17 protein-coding genes and 1 pseudogene are annotated in these 17,887 nt (G+C 63.8%); 4 read left to right on the top strand and 14 right to left on the bottom strand.

Annotated features, from left to right (window positions below):
- Positions 1–64: 64 nt before the first annotated feature.
- The gene (locus AC3EML_RS11380) at positions 65–1,156 is read left to right on the top strand and encodes an LLM class flavin-dependent oxidoreductase (RefSeq protein ID WP_286460991.1); all 1,092 of its coding nucleotides are present in this window, start codon (positions 65–67) and stop codon (positions 1,154–1,156) included.
- 23 nt (positions 1,157–1,179) lie between these two features.
- Here the strand turns inward: AC3EML_RS11380 and AC3EML_RS11375 are convergent, their stop codons facing one another.
- The 14 genes and pseudogenes from AC3EML_RS11375 to AC3EML_RS11310 all read right to left on the bottom strand — a co-directional run bounded on the left by AC3EML_RS11375 (position 1,180) and on the right by AC3EML_RS11310 (position 14,880).
- Positions 1,180–1,575, bottom strand: a complete 396-nt coding sequence (locus AC3EML_RS11375) for a RidA family protein (protein WP_023667806.1) — start codon at positions 1,573–1,575, stop codon at positions 1,180–1,182.
- Between the two features lie 55 nt (positions 1,576–1,630).
- Entirely contained in the window at positions 1,631–2,779 is a 1,149-nt protein-coding gene (locus tag AC3EML_RS11370) for an acyl-CoA dehydrogenase family protein (protein ID WP_023667805.1), read from the bottom strand.
- Positions 2,779–3,591, bottom strand: a complete 813-nt coding sequence (locus AC3EML_RS11365; protein WP_352521168.1) for an enoyl-CoA hydratase family protein — start codon at positions 3,589–3,591, stop codon at positions 2,779–2,781. The genes AC3EML_RS11370 and AC3EML_RS11365 overlap by 1 nt, the downstream gene beginning before the upstream one ends.
- Complete coding sequence (locus tag AC3EML_RS11360) at positions 3,588–4,058, bottom strand: MarR family winged helix-turn-helix transcriptional regulator (protein ID WP_023667803.1); 471 nt, start codon at positions 4,056–4,058, stop codon at positions 3,588–3,590. The genes AC3EML_RS11365 and AC3EML_RS11360 overlap by 4 nt, the downstream gene beginning before the upstream one ends.
- Entirely contained in the window at positions 4,052–4,825 is a 774-nt protein-coding gene (locus AC3EML_RS11355) for an SDR family NAD(P)-dependent oxidoreductase (RefSeq protein WP_023667802.1), read from the bottom strand. The genes AC3EML_RS11360 and AC3EML_RS11355 overlap by 7 nt, the downstream gene beginning before the upstream one ends.
- Positions 4,822–7,116: a bifunctional salicylyl-CoA 5-hydroxylase/oxidoreductase gene (locus tag AC3EML_RS11350; RefSeq protein WP_352521167.1), complete on the bottom strand. Its 2,295-nt coding sequence runs from the start codon at positions 7,114–7,116 to the stop codon at positions 4,822–4,824. Before AC3EML_RS11350 ends, AC3EML_RS11355 begins: the two co-directional genes overlap by 4 nt.
- A 141-nt stretch (positions 7,117–7,257) precedes the next feature.
- Positions 7,258–7,857 (bottom strand): VOC family protein, encoded by a 600-nt coding sequence (locus tag AC3EML_RS11345; RefSeq protein ID WP_023834926.1) that lies wholly within the window; start codon positions 7,855–7,857, stop codon positions 7,258–7,260.
- Between the two features lie 76 nt (positions 7,858–7,933).
- Positions 7,934–8,764, bottom strand: coding sequence for an ATP-binding cassette domain-containing protein (locus AC3EML_RS11340; protein WP_352521166.1), 831 nt, complete (start codon positions 8,762–8,764; stop codon positions 7,934–7,936).
- Positions 8,757–9,635 carry an ABC transporter ATP-binding protein gene (locus AC3EML_RS11335; protein WP_023695186.1) on the bottom strand — a complete coding sequence of 293 codons (879 nt, stop codon included), beginning with the start codon at positions 9,633–9,635 and terminating at the stop codon, positions 8,757–8,759. The genes AC3EML_RS11340 and AC3EML_RS11335 overlap by 8 nt, the downstream gene beginning before the upstream one ends.
- Positions 9,632–10,480, bottom strand: coding sequence for an ABC transporter permease (locus tag AC3EML_RS11330; RefSeq protein ID WP_352521165.1), 849 nt, complete (start codon positions 10,478–10,480; stop codon positions 9,632–9,634). The genes AC3EML_RS11335 and AC3EML_RS11330 overlap by 4 nt, the downstream gene beginning before the upstream one ends.
- Positions 10,473–11,480 (bottom strand): ABC transporter permease, encoded by a 1,008-nt coding sequence (locus tag AC3EML_RS11325; protein WP_352521164.1) that lies wholly within the window; start codon positions 11,478–11,480, stop codon positions 10,473–10,475. Before AC3EML_RS11325 ends, AC3EML_RS11330 begins: the two co-directional genes overlap by 8 nt.
- A gap of 42 nt (positions 11,481–11,522) precedes the next feature.
- Positions 11,523–11,635, bottom strand: a pseudogene (locus AC3EML_RS11320) (endonuclease domain-containing protein); the annotation flags it as partial.
- Positions 11,636–11,668: 33 nt separating this feature from the next.
- The gene (locus tag AC3EML_RS11315) at positions 11,669–13,195 is read right to left on the bottom strand and encodes an ABC transporter substrate-binding protein (RefSeq protein WP_023667795.1); all 1,527 of its coding nucleotides are present in this window, start codon (positions 13,193–13,195) and stop codon (positions 11,669–11,671) included.
- Positions 13,196–13,305: 110 nt separating this feature from the next.
- On the bottom strand, positions 13,306–14,880 hold the full coding sequence (locus AC3EML_RS11310) for a phytoene desaturase family protein (protein WP_488505212.1): 1,575 nt from the start codon (positions 14,878–14,880) through the stop codon (positions 13,306–13,308).
- Positions 14,881–14,999: 119 nt separating this feature from the next.
- Between AC3EML_RS11310 and AC3EML_RS11305 the strand changes: the two genes are divergently transcribed.
- Genes AC3EML_RS11305 through AC3EML_RS11295 form a run of 3 tightly spaced genes read left to right on the top strand, consistent with a single transcriptional unit; the run spans position 15,000 to position 17,859 of the window.
- Complete coding sequence (locus AC3EML_RS11305; protein ID WP_023830414.1) at positions 15,000–15,791, top strand: cyclase family protein; 792 nt, start codon at positions 15,000–15,002, stop codon at positions 15,789–15,791.
- A 14-nt stretch (positions 15,792–15,805) separates the two neighbouring features.
- Positions 15,806–17,377: a phytoene desaturase family protein gene (locus AC3EML_RS11300; protein ID WP_352521163.1), complete on the top strand. Its 1,572-nt coding sequence runs from the start codon at positions 15,806–15,808 to the stop codon at positions 17,375–17,377.
- Positions 17,377–17,859 (top strand): MarR family winged helix-turn-helix transcriptional regulator, encoded by a 483-nt coding sequence (locus tag AC3EML_RS11295; protein WP_023753949.1) that lies wholly within the window; start codon positions 17,377–17,379, stop codon positions 17,857–17,859. The genes AC3EML_RS11300 and AC3EML_RS11295 overlap by 1 nt, the downstream gene beginning before the upstream one ends.
- The last annotated feature ends 28 nt before the right edge of the window (positions 17,860–17,887 follow it).

Below are 17,887 nucleotides of genomic sequence, written 5' to 3'. Positions count from 1 at the left end.
ATTTCAGGCTTGAAATATTTTTGCGCGGGCCTAGCGTGTCGGTCTCCCGCCACGAGTTCCCATGATGATCAAAACGCATCCCCTGCACGGCTCGAACAAACTGAAGCTCGGCGTCTTTTCGACCAATGCCGATGGCGGTCTGGCCATCACCGATGTGCCGGAACGCTGGACGGCAAGCTGGCAGGACAATCTGACGGCGGCGCAGATCGCCGACCGCGCCGGGCTGGAATTTATGCTTCCGATCGCGCGCTGGCGTGGCTTTGGCGGCCGCAACAAGGTGCGCGAATGGTCGTTCGAGACCTTCACCTGGGCAGCAGCTCTGGCGGTGGCCACCGAGCAGATCGGCCTGTTCATGACCGTGCATGTGCCGCTGGTGCATCCGCTCTATGCCGCCAAGGCGCTGGCAACTGTCGATCATATCAGCCAGGGCCGCGCCGGCCTGAACATCGTCTGCGGCTGGAACCCGAAGGAATTCGGCATGTTCGGCACGCCTTTGGTCGAGAAGGGCTACGACCAGGCCGCCGAATGGATCGAAATCCTGGAAAAGCTCTACGCCTCGGACCAGCCTCTGGACTATGAAGGCACCTACTATCGCCTCAAGGAGGCGGTGAGCCGGCCGGCGAGCCTACAGGTTCCACGCCCGGTGACCATGAACGCTGCTTTCGGTGGCCCGGGCCGGGATTTCGCCGCCGCCCGATGCGATTATCTGTTCACGACCTTTTCGGAAATGAGCGATGCCGGCAAGCATGTCGCCGACATCAGCGAGCGGGCCGACAAGGTTGGCCGCAACGTCGGCGTCTACACGGTGGCGCATGTCGTCTGCCGTCCAACCATGGAAGAGGCGCAGGCCTACTACACGCGCTATGCCGTCGATCTGGTCGACCACGATGCGGTCGATGCTCATATGGCAGGCAAGAAGGAGTTCTCGCAGTCGCATGACCCGCATGCCTATGACCGCTACCGGCAGCGTTTCGCCGGCGGCGCCGGCACCTACCCGCTGGTTGGAACGCCGGAGACGATTGCCGCCGAGATGGCGGCAATAGCCGGGCATGGCTACCAGGGCATCGCGCTGTCGTTCGTCAACTACACCCAGGAACTGCCCTATTTCTGCGACCACGTATTTCCGCTGCTGAAGCGGGCGGGGCTGCGCTGCTGATCAATCCGGGAATAACGAATTCGTTAATCCGGAATGACGGCGGTTGCCTGAATTTCGATCTTGGCGCGATCTTCCACCAGCGCCACCACCTGCATGGCGGCCATCGCTGGGAAATGCCGGCCGATCACCTCGCGATAGGCCTCGCCTATACCCTTGAGATTGCCGAGATATTCGGCCTTGTCGGTGAAATACCAGGTCATCGCGGTGATGTGCCGTGGCTCCGCGCCGGCTTCCGCCAGCACGGCGACGATGTTTTGCAGCGTCTGCCGCACCTGGCCGGCGAAATCGTCGGTCTCGAACTGGCACTGCCCGTTCCAGCCGACCTGTCCGCCGACGAAGACGAGCCTGCCGCGCGCGGCAATGCCGTTGGCGTAGCCGACCGGTTTCGCCCAGCCCTCCGGCTGCAGGATCTCGTGCATTTTCAAGCCTCCCCGGTATTCTTAAAACCAAATCTCAAAATCAAATACGTCGCTGTCAGGCCGCGCCCATCACCTGCCGTGCGATCACCACCTTCTGCACATCGGATGCGCCCTCGTAGATGCGTAGCGCGCGGATCTCGCGATAGAGGCTCTCGACGATATGGCCCTTGCGGACGCCGTCCCCCCCATGCAGCTGCACAGCCTTGTCGATCACCTCTTGCGCCTTGTCGGTGGCGAACAGCTTGGCCATCGCCGCCTCGCGGGTGACACGAGCCGCGCCCATGTCCTTGGTCCAGGCAGCGCGGTAGACCAGCAGCGCTGCGGCATCGATGTCCAGCGCCATGTCGGCGATATGGCCTTGCACCATCTGCAGCTCTGCCATCGGAGCGCCGAAAAGTTTGCGCTCGGCCACCCTGCTGATGCTTTCGTCCAGCGCCCGGCGGGCAAAGCCGAGTGCCGCCGCGCCGACCGTGGAGCGGAACACGTCAAGCACCGACATGGCGATGCGGAAGCCGTCTCCCGGTTTGCCGATCAGCGCCGAAGCCGGCACCCGGACCTGATCGAAGGAAAGCCGCGCCAGCGGATGCGGCGCGATCACTTCAAGGCGCTCGGCAATGCCAAGCCCCTTGGTATCAGCGGGTACGAGAAAGGCGGAAAGTCCCTTGGCACCCGGTGCCTCGGCGGTGCGGGCAAAGACGACGTAGAGATCGGCAATGCCGCCATTGGAAATCCAGGTCTTCTCGCCGCTGAGGATATAGAAGTCGCCATCGCGGCTCGCCGTCATTTCGGTGTTGGCGACATCCGACCCGGAGCGTGGCTCCGAAAGCGCGAAGGCGGAAATCGTCTTGCCGGCCCTGGTCTTTGCCAGCCATTGCTGCTGGTCGGGTGTGCCGAACAGGCTGAGCGCGCCGGTGCCGAGCCCCTGCATGGCGAAGGCGAAGTCGGCCAACCCGTCATGGCGCGCCAGCGTCTCGCGCGTGATGCACAAGGTGCGGACATCGAGCGGTCCCGGATTGTCGGTATCGAGCGCCGTCGGCTTCAGCCAGCCGTCGCGGCCAAGTTTCGCCACCAGCTCGCGGCAGGCGGCATCGACGTCGTGGTGATCGACGGGCAGGTTCCTGGCGCACCAGGCATCAAGGCGTTCGGCGAGTTCGCGATGCCGGTCTTCGAAAAACGGCCAGTTGAGGAAACTCTTGTCAGCCATCAATTGCCCTCGAACACCGGTTTCTCCTTGGCGAGGAAGGCCTTGTAGGCGCGCTCGAAGTCACGCGTCTGCATGCAGATCGCCTGCGCCTGCGCTTCCGCTTCGATCGCCTGGTCGAGGCCCATCGACCATTCCTGGTTGAGCTGCGTCTTGGTGATGCCGTGCGCGAAGGTCGGACCCGAGACGATGCGCGCCGCCATCTCGAGCGCGTCGGCCTCGAGCACTGCGGCATCGACCAGCCTGTTGTAGAAGCCCCAGCGCTCGCCTTCCGCTGCCGTCATCGTGCGGCCGGTGTAGAGCAATTCGGCGGCACGGCCCTGGCCGATGATGCGCGGCAGGATCGCGCAGGCGCCCATGTCGCAGCCGGCAAGGCCGACGCGGGTGAACAGGAAAGCGGTCTTGGCCTCCGGCGTGGCGATGCGGATGTCGGCGCTCATGGCGATGATGGCGCCGGCGCCGACCGCGACACCGTCGACCGCCGCGATGATCGGCTTGCCGCAGTTGAGCATCGCCTTGACGAAATCGCCGGTCATGCGGGTGAAGGCGAGCAATTCCTTCATGTCCATCTTGACCAATGGGCCGATAATGCCGTGGACATCGCCGCCCGAGCAGAAATTGCCGCCATTGGGCAGGAACACCACGGCGTCGACGTCGTCGGCATAGACGAGATCGCGGAACGTGTCGCGCAGTTCCGCATAGCTGTCGAAGGTCAGCGGATTCTTGCGCTCCGGCCGGTCGAGCCGCACCTTGGCGATCCTGCCTTCGACTTCCCAAAGGAAGTGCTTCGGCTTGAGGCCGGCCATCGAACTCATTCGCGTCCCTCCCAGTTGCTGCGGAACGAGGTCAGCATGCCGGTCAGCCGGCGCGCATCCTCCTCGCTGACCTTGGCCAGCAATTCTCCGATCCAACCCTCATGCGCCGCGGCCATTGCGGCAAAAGATTTGGAACCCTCGTCGGTCAGTCGCACCATGGATGTGCGGCGATCGCCATTGCGGCGCGCGCGCGCGACCACCCCTTCCGAAACAAGCCGGTCGACGATGCCGGTGACATTGCCGTTGGATACCAGCAGGAAGCGCGACAGATCGCTCATCAGCATGCCTTCCGGCGCGCGGTAGAGGGCGGCCATGACGTCGAAACGCGGCAGCGTCGTATCGAATTCCTTCTTCAGGCGCTCGCGCAGCTCCGCTTCGATCGTGCGCGAGGCGCGCAGCAGCCTGATCCAGAGACGCAGCCGGTCCTTGCCGGGTCCCGACGGCGCGGGCAATGGGCCGGCTACCATGTTTCGCCTCCTGAGATCGAAATTGCTTGTCCGGTAATCGACGCAGCCGCATCGCCGCACAGCCAGAGCACCGCTGAGGCAACTTCCTGCGGCTGGATGAAACGGCCTTGCGGGTTGGTCGAGGCAAGGCTCGCCCGCGCCTGCTCGACTGAGCGGCCGGTCTTTTCGACGACGCGCTGAATGGACTCCTCCAGCATGCCGGTCTCTACGAAGCCCGGGCAAACGGCGTTGACGGTCACGCCGGATTTCGCCGTCTCGGCCGCCAGTGCCCGCATCAGCCCGACCACCCCATGCTTGGCCGCCACGTAGGGCGCGACATAGGCGTAGCCTTTCAGCCCTGCGGTCGAGGCGACGAAGACGATCCGGCCCGCCTTGCGCGCGGCCATGCCGGCCAGCGCCGGCTTCACCGTCAGGAAGGCGCCGGTCAGATTGACGTCGAGCGTCCGCTGCCAGTCGGCAAGCGAGGTCCTGTGCGCCGGCGTGCTGCCGGCCATGCCGGCATTGGCGACGACGATGTCGAACGGGCCGCGCACGGCTTCCGCTTGCGCGTAGAGCGAAATCATCGCCGCCTCGTCGGTGACATCGGCTGACATGGCGTGGATGCGGTCGTTCTCGCCGGCCAACTTGGCAAGCTCGGCGTCGCGCCTCCCGCATATGGTCACCTCTATGCCGGCCTCGGCCAGCACGAGCGCGATGGCCCGGCCGACGCCGGAGCCGCCGCCAGTGACCAGCGCATGTTTGCCTGAAATCGCCAAGGCCGTCGTCATACTTTCAGCCCCGCCGCTGCATCGCGCTCGGCCAGCCGGTAGATCTGGTCGCGTCCGGGCAGATAGGGATCCGGCCATTTGACACCACGATCACCGAGCGTCACGGCTGCATGCAGCGTCCAGTAGGGATCGGCGAGATGCGGCCGTGCCAGGGCCACCAGGTCGGCGCGGCCGGCCATCAGGATCGAATTGACATGATCCGGCTCGTAGATGTTGCCGACCGCCATCGTCGCCATGCCGACCTCGTTGCGGATGCGGTCCGAGAACGGCGTCTGGAACATTCGGCCATAGACAGGCTTGGCGGCAATCGAGGTCTGGCCTGCCGAGACGTCGCATATGTCGACGCCGGCTTCGTGCAGCATCCGCGCGATCTCCACCGCATCGGCCGGCGTCACACCTTCGATGCCGACCCAATCATTGGCCGAAATGCGCACCGAGATCGGCTTTCGCGTCGGCCAGGCGGCGCGCACCGCATGGAAGATTTCCAGGGGATAGCGCATGCGATTTTCCCGCGAACCGCCATACTCATCCGTGCGCTGGTTGGTGACCGGCGTGATGAAGGACGACAGCAAATAGCCATGCGCGGCATGGATCTCGAGCATGTCGAAACCGCAGCGATCTGCCATCTCGGTGGACGCGACGAACTGGTCACGCACCTCGTCCATGTCGGCGCGGTCCATGGCTTTCGGCACCTGATTCTCAGGCGACCATGCAATCGCCGAGGCCGCCATGACCGGCCAATTGCCCGAGGCGAGCGGCACGTCGGTGCCTTCCCACCCGACACGGGTCGAGCCCTTGGCCCCGGAATGGCCAATCTGGGCGCAGATTTTCGCCTCGGTCTCGGTGTGGACGAAATCGACCAGCCGCTTCCACGCCACCTCATGTTCGGACGCATAGAAGCCGGGACAACCGGGCGTGATGCGTCCTTCCGGGCTGACGCAGGTCATCTCGATATAGACAAGCCCGGCGCCGCCCTTGGCACGCTCGGCATAGTGGGCGAAATGCCAGTCGGTCGGGCAGCCATCGACTGCCTTGTACTGCGCCATCGGCGAAACGACGATGCGGTTGTTGAGCTGCATGTCGCGCAGTTTAAACGGCGCGAACATCGGTGCCCGGCGCTGCCTGTTGCCGCCTGCCCCTGCCTGGCGCTGGAACCATTCCTCGGCGCTTTCAAGCCATTTGGCATCGCGCAGCCGCAAATTCTCGTGGCTGATGCGTTGCGAGCGGGTCAGCAGCGAATAATTGAACTGCACCGGATCGAGGCCGAGATAGCGCTCGACCTCCTCGAACCACTCCAGCGAATTGCGCGCCGCCGACTGCAGCTTCAGCACCTCGGTGCGGCGCGCATCCTCATACTTGCGGAAGGCGGCGTCGAGGTCCGGTTCGGTTTTGACATATTCGGCCAGCGCCACCGCGCTTTCCAATGCGAGCTTGGTCCCGGAGCCGATCGAGAAATGTGCCGAGGCCGCCGCGTCGCCCATCAGAGCCAGGTTCTTGTAGGACCAGCGTTCGCACAGCACGCGCGGGAAATTGATCCAGGCCGAACCTCTGATGTGATTGGCATTGGTCATCAGCGCGTGGCCGCCGAGATGTTTCTCAAAGATGCGCTCGCAGACGGCGATGGATTCCTGCTGCGACATGGCGCCGAAGCCGAAGGCAGCCCAGGTCTGTTCGCTGCACTCGACAATGAAGGTCGCTGTCTCGCTGTCGAATTGATAGGCGTGCGCCCACACCCAGCCATGCTCGGTCTTCTCGAAGATGAAGGTGAAGGCGTCGTCGAATTTCTGGTTGGTGCCGAGCCAGACGAATTTGCATTTGCGGGTGTCGATGTCGGGCTTGAAGACTTCGACGAAGGTGTTGCGCGCCCTTGAGTTCAGCCCATCGGCGGCGACGACCAGATCATGCGTCGCCATATAGGGCTGAGGGTCGGCGATATCGCTCTCGAACATCAGCCTCACGCCAAGTTCGCGCGCGCGTCGCTGCAGCAGGACCAGAAGCCGCTTGCGGCCGATGCCACAGAAACCGTGGCCCGACGAGACCGTGCGCACGCCGTCATGGATGACGGCGATGTCGTCCCAATAGGCGAAATGCTTCTTGATCCAGACAGCGCTGACCGGGTCGTTTTTGGCAAGGTTGTCGAGTGTTTCGGCCGACAGCACGACGCCCCAGCCGAACGTATCGTCGGCGCGATTGCGCTCGAACACCGTGATCTCGTGGGCGGCGTCCCGCAGCTTCATTGAAATGGCAAAGTAGAGGCCGGCTGGTCCGCCACCGAGAACCGCAACCTTCATCCGTGCGATCTCCTCTTCGCTTGCTGCATATCAAGTATCGCGCCGGAGATAAAATATTTCAAGCTTAAAGTTTCATGTTGGAACGATTGCTGGACACGGGTGGCGCGCCTGCGGGCTGGCCCCGCAAGCGCGCTCTGGAAATCACTTGTCCGGGTTCTTCGGGCTCCACAGCACAGTCTCGGCACCCTTCTCATAGGCCATCCCATCGGGATAGCTGATCGCCTCCAGTTGCAATCCCCATGGCGCCTGGAAATAGAGGATGGTCTGGCCGGCCGCCGGACCTTCCTTGACCGGCAGCGGACCCATCCGCGTCTTCACCCCCTTGCCGTCGAGATAGGCTTTCGCCGCGGCGACATCATCGACATACATGGCAATGTGGAAGCCGCCGATATCGCTGTTCTTCGGCGTCAAATCCTTCTGGTCAGGCGCGGTGTATTTGAACAGCTCGATGTTCGATCCATAGCCGCAACGCACCATGGTGACCTGCTCGATGACAGCCTTCGGATCGACGCCCAGAAGATCCTGCATGAAGGTGCCCTTGTCGTCGGCAAAGGGCCCGAACGACATCGCCTTCTTGCAACCGACGACCTCAGTGAAGAAGTCGACCGCCTGCTTCATGTCGGGAACCGTTATGCCGGTGTGGTCGTCGCCGCGCATGCCGGGGATCGAATCGGCCGAGGCCGCTCCCATCGAGCCGAACAGGATCGCGGCAAGCATCGTGCCGCGGGCTGCATAGTTCATGTTACCCTCCGTTCGCGGGCTGATTTTGCTCTTCTGCACGTCCGAGGCCCGCTGTTGGGCGTGCAGATGAACAATCCTATTCCGGCGCTTTCGCCGCTGGCCGCAGCCAGTCCGCATCGATCTCGGGCAGCGGAATGGCGGCAAGCAGGTCGCGCGTGTAGGTCTCCCTGGGATTGTCGAATAGCGCATCGGTGGCGCTCGCCTCGACGATCCTGCCCTCGCGCATGACGATCACCTGTTGGCAGAGCCGCCGGATGACCGACAGGTCGTGGCTGATGAAGGCGACCGTCAGCCCCATCTCCGCGGCCAGTCTCTCCAAAAGGGTGAGGATCTGCGCCTGCGTCGATACGTCGAGGCCGGAGACGATCTCGTCGGCCAGCACGAATTTCGGCGAAAGCGCCAACGCGCGCGCAATTCCGACGCGCTGGCGCTGCCCGCCCGACAGTTCATGACGATAGCGACTAGCGAAGCTTTGCGGCAGGCCGACGCGATGCAATGCCTCGGCGACGCGTTCCCTAAGCCTGTCGCCAAGCCCATTCTGCTTGAGCGGCGCGGCAATGATGCCGGCGATGGTGCGACGCGGGTTGAGCGACGACATCGGGTCCTGGAAGATCATCTGCAGGTCGCGGCGCAGAGGTCGCAGCTCCGCATCCGGCAGATGGGCGATATCGCGGCCCTCGAAATGGATGCTGCCGACGCTCGGCTCCAGAAGTCTGACAAGCGTGCGGCCGAGCGTCGATTTTCCGGACCCGGATTCACCGACGATGCCGGTCACCGAACCTCTCGGCAGATCGAAGTCCAGGCCTTTCAAAATCTCGGCCAGCGGCGCGCGGCCGATCAGCGGCTTGCGGGTCATGTCGGGCAGCGCCACCTTCAGCCCGCGCACGGAAAACAGCGGCTCAACCATGCGGCCGCCTCCACGCCTGGTCTGCCGCGCCGATCTCGGCGGCAAGCCCGGCCAGCACGGTCTCGTCCACCGGCTTCAGCGAGGCCAAGGGATGGGTGTAGCGTGGCGTGGCGGCTATCAATGCCCGCGTATAGGGATGCTCAGGCGCGGCGAAGAGAGCGGCTGTATCAGCCTCTTCCACCACCTTGCCGGCGTAGAGCACAGACACTTGCTGGCTGATCTTTGCAACGACGCCGAGATCGTGGGTGACGAACAGGATCGCGGTGCCATGCTCGCGTTGCAACTCGGCGATCAGGCGCAGGATCTGCTTTTGCACGGTCACGTCGAGCGCGGTTGTTGGCTCGTCGGCAACGATCAGCCGTGGCTCGGCGGCGAAGGCGGCGGCGATCAGCACACGCTGGCGCATGCCGCCGGACAGCTCGTGCGGATAGCATTTCAGCACCCGGTCGGGATCGCGGATCTGCACCTCATCCAACAATTGCCGGATACGCTTGTCCGCCTTGTCACCGTTCCAGCCGAGAATGCGCACCAGCCGGTCAGTCATCTGCGGACCGATGCGGCGCGACGGGTTGAGCGCAGTCAACGGATCTTGCGGGATCAGCGCCGTGCGAGCGCCGATCAGCGTGCGCCTTGCCTTGGGCTGCAGCCTGCCGAGGTCTTCGCCTTCGAGCTGCATGGCGCCTTCGACGATGCGCACGCTTGACGGCAGCACACCGAGCACCGCCTTGCCGATCATCGTCTTGCCGGCGCCGCTCTCGCCAACAAGGGCACGCACCTCACCCGGCTGCACGGAGAGCGACACCGACCGCAGCACGCGCTGGCCGTTCGGCAGCACGGCGCTCAGATTGGCAATATCCAGGCAAGCGCTCATCGCAGCACCGGATCGAAGCGTGTCTTCAGCGCCTCACCGAACTGGCTGAACGACAGCACGGTGAGGATCAGCGTGACAAGCGGAAACACCAGCACCCACCAGGCCTGATGGATCGACAGCCGGCCCTCGGCGATGATGCCGCCCCAGGTCGGATCGTCGGTCGAGATCGACAGATTGACGAAGGACAGGATGGCCTCGACTATGACGGCGATGCCCATCTCCAGCGACAGCAGTGCCACGATCGACGGCACCACATTGGGCAGCACCTCGCGCAGCATGATGCCGATGCGGCCATAGCCGGCGATGCGGGCGTTCTCGACATAGTCCATGCGCGAATGGCCCATCGCTTCGGCGCGGATCACCCGGCAAAAGCGCGTCCAGTCGATTATGACGATGGCGAGGATGACGGAACTGAGGCCGGTGCCGAGCACCGCGACCAGCAGGATGGCGAACAGCACCGGCGGGAATGCCATCCAGACGTCGACGATGCGTGAAATGATGCGGTCGGCCCAGCCGCCGAAATAGCCGGCGACCAGTCCGAGCGTCGAGCCGACAAGGCAGGCGGCGATCGCCGCCGCGAAAGCGACGATGAAGGCGATACGGCCGCCGAAGATCAGCCGGGAGAGGAGATCGCGGCCGAGGCTGTCGGTGCCCAGCCAATAGCCGGATTCCGCACCACTCATCCAGAATGGCGGCAGCCGTTCCAGCATCAGGTCTTGCGCCAGCGGGTCCTGCGGTGCGACCAGCGGCGCGAAGATCGCGGCCAGCAGCGCCAGCAGCAGCCAGCCGCCGGCCAGCCACAGGCTCGGGCCCAGTCCGCGCCGGGCGATGCGTGCCTCATCCATGGCGCAGCCTCGGATTGAGCAGCGCGTACATCATGTCGACGCCAAGATTGATCAGCACGAACACCAGCGCGAACACCAGCACGATGCCTTGGATCAGCGGCAGGTCGCGGTTGATGACGGCATCGATCGCCATGTTACCGAGCCCTTCGTAGGAAAACAGCCGCTCGACGATGACCGTGCCGCCGATGAGGAAGGTGAACTGGACGCCGACGAGAGTCAGTGTCGGCAAGGCAGCGTTCTTCAGCGCCTCGCGTAAGATAACCTGCGTTTCCGAAAACCCTTTCACCCGCGCCAGCACGACATAGTCGAGGTCCAGCACTTCCTTCAGCGACTGTTTCAGCAACTGCGCGATGATTGCGGCCAGCGGCAGCGCCAGCGCCACAGCCGGCATCAGCATGTGCTTCAGGAGATCCCAGGTCAGGTCGAGGCGCAGCCGAAGCAAGCTCTCGAAGAAATAGAACTGGGTGACGAAGGGCAGGTCGAGCTGCGGCGACACGCGGCCGGAAATGTCGAAGATCGGCACCAGCACGCCAAACAAAAGGATCAGCACGAGGCCCCACAGGAAATCGGGAATGGAAAGGGCGGCACCGCTGGCGATATCGATGCCGGCTTCGACCGCCGTGCCACGTTCGCGGGCGCCGAGGATCGCCGTCGTGCCGCCGAGCCCAACCGCCATGATCAGCGCGACGATGGCGAGTTCCAGCGTTGCCGGCAAGCGGTTGAAGACGAGGCTGAGCACATCTTGCCTGAGCGAAATCGAGGTGCCGAAATCGCCCCTGACGACGCCGGACAGCCAGATGAAGAATTGCTGCACGATGGTCTTGTCGAGCCCGTAGAGTGCACGCAGCCGGTCGATGTCGGCATCTGTCGCACCGGGGGGCAGCATCATGGCGATCGGGTCACCAGGCGCGACGCGGATCACGACGAAGACGACGACAGCCACGCCGAACAGCGTGATCAGCATCGTCAGCAGACGGATCAGGAATCGTTGCAGGAGCATTCTGGTGTTGGCCCAGTGCGTTTCTAACGAAGAGCCCCCTCATTCGTCCGCTTCGCGGCCACCTTCTCCCCGAGGGGAGAAGAGGTCACGGACAGCTGAGCTGGTCTCTTCTCCCCAGCGGGGAGAAGGTGGCCCGAAGGGCCGGATGAGGGGGCCGCTCAGCGAAGGGTGGCGCCCACAAGCCGATATCAGGCCGGGGTCATCAGCGCCGGCAGCAGCGCGCCGGACACATGCTGCACCACGTTGACGCCCTTGGCATGCACGATAGGTTGCGCATACTGAATCAGCGGCAGCACATAGGCCTGCTCGGCGATATACTTGTCGACAGCCTTCCAGCCGGCGATGCGCTTGGCCTCGTCCTTCTCGCCCCAGAGCGGATTGATCATGTCGATCAGATCCTGGCTGTCCCACACCGAGTGCGGGCTCGGCCCATACATGGCAAAACCCGTCGACGTCGTCGGGTCGCCGATGGCGTTGCCCCAATTGTAGAAGGCGGCCGGCGCCAGCTTGTCGGCGGCGCGCAGTTCATAGTGCTTGGCGATCTCGTAGACCTCGATCGTCGCCTCGATGCCGACCTTACGCCACATGCCGACGATCGCCTGGATCATCTCATAATCCTTGGGCTTGAAGCCCTTGGTCGTCTGGATGGTGAACTTGACCGGTTTTTCCGGCGAATAGCCGGAAGCCGCGAGCAGCTCCTTGGCCTTTTCCGGATTGTGCTCGACCTTGATCGAGGCGTCGAAGGCCGTGTACTCCGGGGTCTCCAGCGTAGCGATCGGTTGGCCATAGCCGCGCAGCAGCCGCTTGACCAGAAGCTCCTTGTCCACAGCCATGACGGCGGCCTGGCGGACGTTCTTGTCCAGCATCGCTTCGATGTCGTTGAAGAAGATCATGCCGATGTCGGAAACGGGCTTGCACGAGCCGGCAAGCCCGTCCTTGGCGATCAGCCGGTCATACTCTTCATAGGGGACCTCCAGCGTCACCTGCGAGGAACCGGATTCGATTTCGGCAACGCGGCTCGCCGCATCAGTGACGAACTTGATCGTCACATTCTCGAAGGCCGGCTTGTCGCCCCAATAGTGCGGGTTGGCCTTCAGTCGGAGGAAAGCATTTCGCTCGAATTTTTCCACCATGTAAGGGCCGGTGCCGATCGGCGCCTTCTCGAAACCTTCGGCGCCGACCTTCTCATAATAGGCCTTCGGCAGGATGTAGCCGGTCAGGAACGACATCCATTTAAAGTAGACCGGATCGAACTGCACGACGTCGCCGGTGATCTTGTTGCCGTCGATCTTGAAATTGTTGACGTTCTTCCAGACGAACTGGATCGGATTGCCGGTCTTTTCGTCGCCCGCCCGCTGCAGCGACCAGACCACGTCCTCGGGCGTGAAGGGCGAGCCGTCATGCCAGGTCACGCCTTCGCGCACCGTCATCGTCACCTTGGTGCGATCCTCGTTCCAGCCCCATTCGGTGAGCAGGCCAGGCGCAAAGGACAGGTCCGGCTTTTGCGGAATGAACTGGTCGAACACCGACTGGTAGAGGCCCTGGATCGTCGGGTTGACGGCCGAGGGTCCGGTGGTCGGATCCCAGGACGGCAGGTTGACGTTATAGGCGATGGTCAGTTCGCCCGCTGCCTTGGCGATCTGCGGCAGGCCGATTGCGGCCGCACCAAGTGCCGCGGCACTGTATCCCAGCAATTCGCGTCTGTTGATTGTCATGGTCGTTCCCCTTGTTGTTTGTTGTCTTTGCGCGGCACTACCAGTTCATAGCTTCAGGCTTCGTGGGCAGCAGCGCCTTGCCTCTCGTCGCCCTCCTGAAATCTTCCGAGCTACCTCCCGCCAAGCTGTTGCGCGAGCATGTAGCCCGAGGCCGCGCCGCTGCCGGCGCCCGGCCATGTCGCGGCGCCCGTGAGGTGCAGATTGGCGACCGGCGTGTTCCAGCCGGCATAGCCGCGCGCCGGGCGAAACAAGAAGTTCTGCGCCAGATGATGGCTGCCGCAGACCTGGTCGCCACCGACGAGATTGGGGTTCTCACGCTCGAGGTCGATTGGCGAGAACACTGCACGGCCGAGGATTTTCGCGTGCAGTCCGGGTGCGTAGATCTCGATGGTGTCGAGCACGCGTTCGGCATAGACGTCCTTGACCTGATCCCAATGCGCGGGCGCGATCTTGCCGGCCGCCTCGCCCAGGATTTCGGCGGGCAGCATGCGCACCTGCACCCACAGCACATGCTTGCCCTGCGGCGCGCGTGACGGATCGACCGCGGTCGGCTGGCCGACGACCAGCACCGGTTCATCCGGCAGCATGCCCGCCATCGCCTGCTGATAGGTGCGCGACATCGCGTCGAGCGACGGCGACAGATGCACATAAGCGAACTGCCGCAGCTCGGCCCCGGCGCGCCAGTCCGGCAGGTCGTCGAGCGCCAGATGGATCATCATCGTGCCAGGCGCGTGCCGAAATTTCTGCATAGCCGTGTCGAAGCCGGTGTCGCCGGAACCGTTGGGCAGCAACTTGCCGGTCAACGCCTTGGGCGCGACGCCGGCAATCACCGCCTTGCTTGCCGTATGCGTCTCACCGGAGGCGAGCCGGACGCCGGTCGCCTTGCCGCCGGAAACGGTGATTTCGGCAACCTCTGCCCCGGTAACGATCTTGCCGCCCGCCGAGGTGACCATACCTGCCAGCGCCCGGATGATCGTGTCGGCGCCGCCCTTGCCCAGCACCATGCCAAAGCTCTGGTTGGCCATCGATTCCAGATAGGGGAACACGGCGCCGCCGGCGATGTCGGGTGCAAAGTCGAGATGCATGCCCCAGGTGGCGAGCGTTGCCCGCACATGCGCAAACTCGAAATTTTCCTCCAACCAGGCGCGAGGCGATGACAGCAAAAGCCGACCGGTGTCGAGCGCGCCTGAGATACCCTTCTTGCGCCACAGGTTCCAGGCGGTGCCGGCAAGCGCACGCACACTCATCGGCGAGCCCAGCAGCCGGAACAGATGCTCGGCCTCATCAGGGAATGCGGCAACGAGCTTGCGCCACGTCTCGGCATCGGCAGCGGAGAACGCGGCCATGCGGCTGGCAGTCTTTTCCAGGTCATTGCTGACGCCAAACCAGCGTCCGTCCGGAAAGGCGCTGGCGAAACAGTCGGCGACCGGCGCGAACGCCAAACCCTGCGCTTTCAATTCATTTGCATATTTCCGGTGGAAGGCGGAGCCGGCGAACAGGCTCAGATTCATCGCACCGAAATCGTGGCGGAAGCCGGGAAGCGTATATTCGTGTGTCTGGACGGCGCCGCCGATTGCTGCACTGCGCTCGAAAATCCCGGTTTTCCAGCCCTTGAGTGCCAGATGCGCAGCGCATGCCAGACTGTTGTGGCCCGCCCCGACAAAGATGGCGTCGAACTCGCTCACGCCCCGTTCCCATTTCCTTTATGCTTAAAGATAATTGCAGATGCATATGTTTTCGTCTAGTAGGATATTAAGGGCCGAGACGAGCCTTGATCATCACCGACAAGAGGGAACTTCAGACCATGGACACGCAAAAACTCCTCGGCGAAGTCGCCGGCCAACTGCTTTCAGGCGCCATCAAGGTGGTCGACCTCTCTGCGCCGCTCGGACCCGACACGCCGCTGATCAAGCTGCCGCCGGAGCTTGCCGTCGACACGCCGAAGGTCGAGATCCACAACATCTCCCGCTACGACAAGAACGGTCCGTGGTGGGCATGGAACTGGCTGAAGCTCGGCGAGCATTCGGGCACGCATTTCGATGCGCCGCAGCACTGGATCAGCGGTAAGGACTATCCGGACGGCGCCACCGACACCATTCCGGCGCAGAATTTCGTCGGCCCGGTCAACGTCATCGACTGCTCGAAGGAAGCCGCCGCCGACCACGATTTCCTGCTCACCGTCGACCACATCAAGGCATGGGAAGCCAAGCATGGCACGATCAATGCCGGCGAATGGGTGGTGATGCGCACCGACTGGTATAAGCGCAATGGCTCGGAAGCCGAGTTCCTCAACGCCAACGAGACCGGCCCGCACACGCCAGGTCCGACGGCCGAAGCCATCCAATTCCTGATCAGCAAGGATATCAAGGGCTGGGGCTCGGAGACGATCGGCACCGATGCCGGCAAGGCCGGCGGCATGGAGCCGCCATTCCCGGCGCACACGCTGATGCACAAGGCCAACCGCTATGGCCTTGCCAGCCTCTGCAACCTCGACCAGTTGCCGCCAAAAGGCGCCATCCTGATCGCCGCACCGCTCAAGATCGAACATGGCACCGGCAGCCCGATCCGCGCGCTGGCACTGGTGTCGAAAGGCTGAGAAAGCACGCTGAGGTGAGCCAGCCGGATCACATCATCGTCGGCAGCGGCATCAACGCGCTGGTCTGCGCGGCGATGCTTGGCGGCAAGGGCGCGAAGGTGCTCGTCCTCGAGCGCAACGACCGCATCGGCGGCTGCATGCGTACCGAGGAGATCACCGCGCCCGGCTTCATCCATGACGTGATGGCGACCACCTTCGTGCTGTTCATCACCTCGCCGGCCTTTGCGGCGTTGGGCGGCGATCTCGCGCGGCACGGGCTGGAGTTCTGTCACACCGGCACGCCAACCGGCGTGCTGCGGCCGGACGGCAGCCATGCCGTGCTCACCACCGACCGCGCCGCCAATGTCGCGGCAATCAATGCGATCGCCCCCGGCGATGGCGACCGGCACGCCGACGATGTCGGCAGCATCGAGCGCAATGCCGGCCTGCTGTTCGGCCTGCTCGGCGGCAGCCTGTGGTCTTATCCGACAGCCAAGCTGTTGGCCGGCGATGCCTGGCGGCGAGGCCCGCGCGGGCTTGCCGCCTTTCTCGGTGAAGCACTGGTGCCGGCGCGCAGCTGGCTGGAAAGCACCTATCGGTCCGAGACAATCCGCGCGCTGTGGGCGCCCTGGGTGCTGCACGCCGGGCTCGGACCGGAAGACGCCTTCTCAGGGCAGATCGCCAAGGTCATTGCCTTCGCGCTGGAAGCGGCCGGGGCGCCGATCGTCAAGGGTGGGGCGAAGACCCTGCTCACTGCCTTCGAAGCTCTGATAAGGGAACGTGGTGGCGACATCCGCACCGGCGCCGATGTCGCCTCGATCGTCCAGAGCGGTGGCCGCGCGACCGGCGTACGGCTCGCCTCGGGCGAAACGATTACAGCAAACAAGAGCGTCATCTGTTCGGTCACGCCGACGCAGCTTTACCACCGGTTGCTCGGCAGCGAGGCTCCCAAGGCCGATGTCGAAGCGACACAGAAATACCGCTACGGCAAAGGCAATTTCCAGATTCACTATGCGCTGAACAAGCCGCCGGCATGGCGCGGTGATGGCCTGGACCAGGTGGCATTGTTGCACCTGACGCCAGGGCTCGACGGCGTCTCGAAAGCCTGCAACGAAGCGGCGCGCGGCATGCTGCCGGACGTGCCGACCATCTGTGTCGGCCAGCCACATGCGCTCGACCCATCGCGCTGCCCGCCTGGCAAAGCAATACTGTGGCTGCAACTTCCCGAGGCGCCCCGTCACATCAAGGGCGATGCTGCCGGCACGCTCCAGGCACCCACCGACGGGCAATGGACCGAGGCGTTGCGCGAAGCCTATGCTGATCGTGCCGAAGCCATCCTGGCCAACCACATCGATGGTTTCAAGGACAGCGTGATTGCGCGGCGCGCCTATTCGCCGGCCGATCTCGAAGCGATGAATATCAATCTGGTCGGCGGCGACCCCTATGGCGGGTCCTCGACCATCGACCAGTCGTTCCTGTGGCGGCCGTTCAAGACCAGCCGCAACCATCAGACCGGCATCAAAAACCTCTATCACATCGGCGCGTCCACCCATCCGGGCGCGGGCCTCGGTGGCGGTTCCGGCTTTCTGCTGGCGGGGAGGCTGTGATGGAGCAGAAGGTTCCGGAAAAGCGCCAGCGCATTTCGACGCTTGGCCAGATCGGCCTGCAGCAATTCGCGCCCTATCTGATGAACCGCATCATGGGGCGCTACAACGCCACCTTGCGCGACGATTTCCGCAAGCAGGGCCTGACCATTCCGCAGGTCCGCACGCTGGCCGTGCTGTCGGTCACCGACGGCGTCACCGTCAACGACCTCTCGGTCTACACCGTCATCGAGCAGTCGACCTTGAGCCGCACGCTCGACACGCTGGAGGGGCAAGGCTTCGTGCGGCGCGAGCAAGGCGTTACCGACAGCCGCATCCGCCATGTCTTCCTGACCGACGAGGGCCGCGCCGAGTTCGCGCGCGCCTGGCCGGCAATGCATGACGCGTTCGAGGCGATGTTCGACGATGTCGACGACGCCGAATACACGGCGCTGATCGCCACATTGCAGAAGATGCTGAAGAACATTCGCAAGCACGACATCTAGACGTTAGGCGCCGGCCGCACCGCCGGCA

Source organism: Mesorhizobium sp. P170090, assembly GCF_057786115.1.
This window is presented reverse-complemented; position numbering and strand designations above follow the sequence as displayed.

Excerpts from the sequence above, each read along its gene's own strand:
- AC3EML_RS11380 (WP_286460991.1), top strand. The coding sequence starts at position 65 with ATGATCAAAACGCATCCCCTGCACGGCTCGAACAAACTGAAGCTCGGC.
- AC3EML_RS11375 (WP_023667806.1), bottom strand. The coding sequence starts at position 1,575 with ATGCACGAGATCCTGCAGCCGGAGGGCTGGGCGAAACCGGTCGGCTAC.
- AC3EML_RS11370 (WP_023667805.1), bottom strand. The coding sequence starts at position 2,779 with ATGGCTGACAAGAGTTTCCTCAACTGGCCGTTTTTCGAAGACCGGCAT.
- AC3EML_RS11365 (WP_352521168.1), bottom strand. The coding sequence starts at position 3,591 with ATGAGTTCGATGGCCGGCCTCAAGCCGAAGCACTTCCTTTGGGAAGTC.
- AC3EML_RS11360 (WP_023667803.1), bottom strand. The coding sequence starts at position 4,058 with ATGGTAGCCGGCCCATTGCCCGCGCCGTCGGGACCCGGCAAGGACCGG.
- AC3EML_RS11355 (WP_023667802.1), bottom strand. The coding sequence starts at position 4,825 with ATGACGACGGCCTTGGCGATTTCAGGCAAACATGCGCTGGTCACTGGC.
- AC3EML_RS11350 (WP_352521167.1), bottom strand. The coding sequence starts at position 7,116 with ATGAAGGTTGCGGTTCTCGGTGGCGGACCAGCCGGCCTCTACTTTGCC.
- AC3EML_RS11345 (WP_023834926.1), bottom strand. The coding sequence starts at position 7,857 with ATGAACTATGCAGCCCGCGGCACGATGCTTGCCGCGATCCTGTTCGGC.
- AC3EML_RS11340 (WP_352521166.1), bottom strand. The coding sequence starts at position 8,764 with ATGGTTGAGCCGCTGTTTTCCGTGCGCGGGCTGAAGGTGGCGCTGCCC.
- AC3EML_RS11335 (WP_023695186.1), bottom strand. The coding sequence starts at position 9,635 with ATGAGCGCTTGCCTGGATATTGCCAATCTGAGCGCCGTGCTGCCGAAC.
- AC3EML_RS11330 (WP_352521165.1), bottom strand. The coding sequence starts at position 10,480 with ATGGATGAGGCACGCATCGCCCGGCGCGGACTGGGCCCGAGCCTGTGG.
- AC3EML_RS11325 (WP_352521164.1), bottom strand. The coding sequence starts at position 11,480 with ATGCTCCTGCAACGATTCCTGATCCGTCTGCTGACGATGCTGATCACG.
- AC3EML_RS11315 (WP_023667795.1), bottom strand. The coding sequence starts at position 13,195 with ATGACAATCAACAGACGCGAATTGCTGGGATACAGTGCCGCGGCACTT.
- AC3EML_RS11305 (WP_023830414.1), top strand. The coding sequence starts at position 15,000 with ATGGACACGCAAAAACTCCTCGGCGAAGTCGCCGGCCAACTGCTTTCA.
- AC3EML_RS11295 (WP_023753949.1), top strand. The coding sequence starts at position 17,377 with ATGGAGCAGAAGGTTCCGGAAAAGCGCCAGCGCATTTCGACGCTTGGC.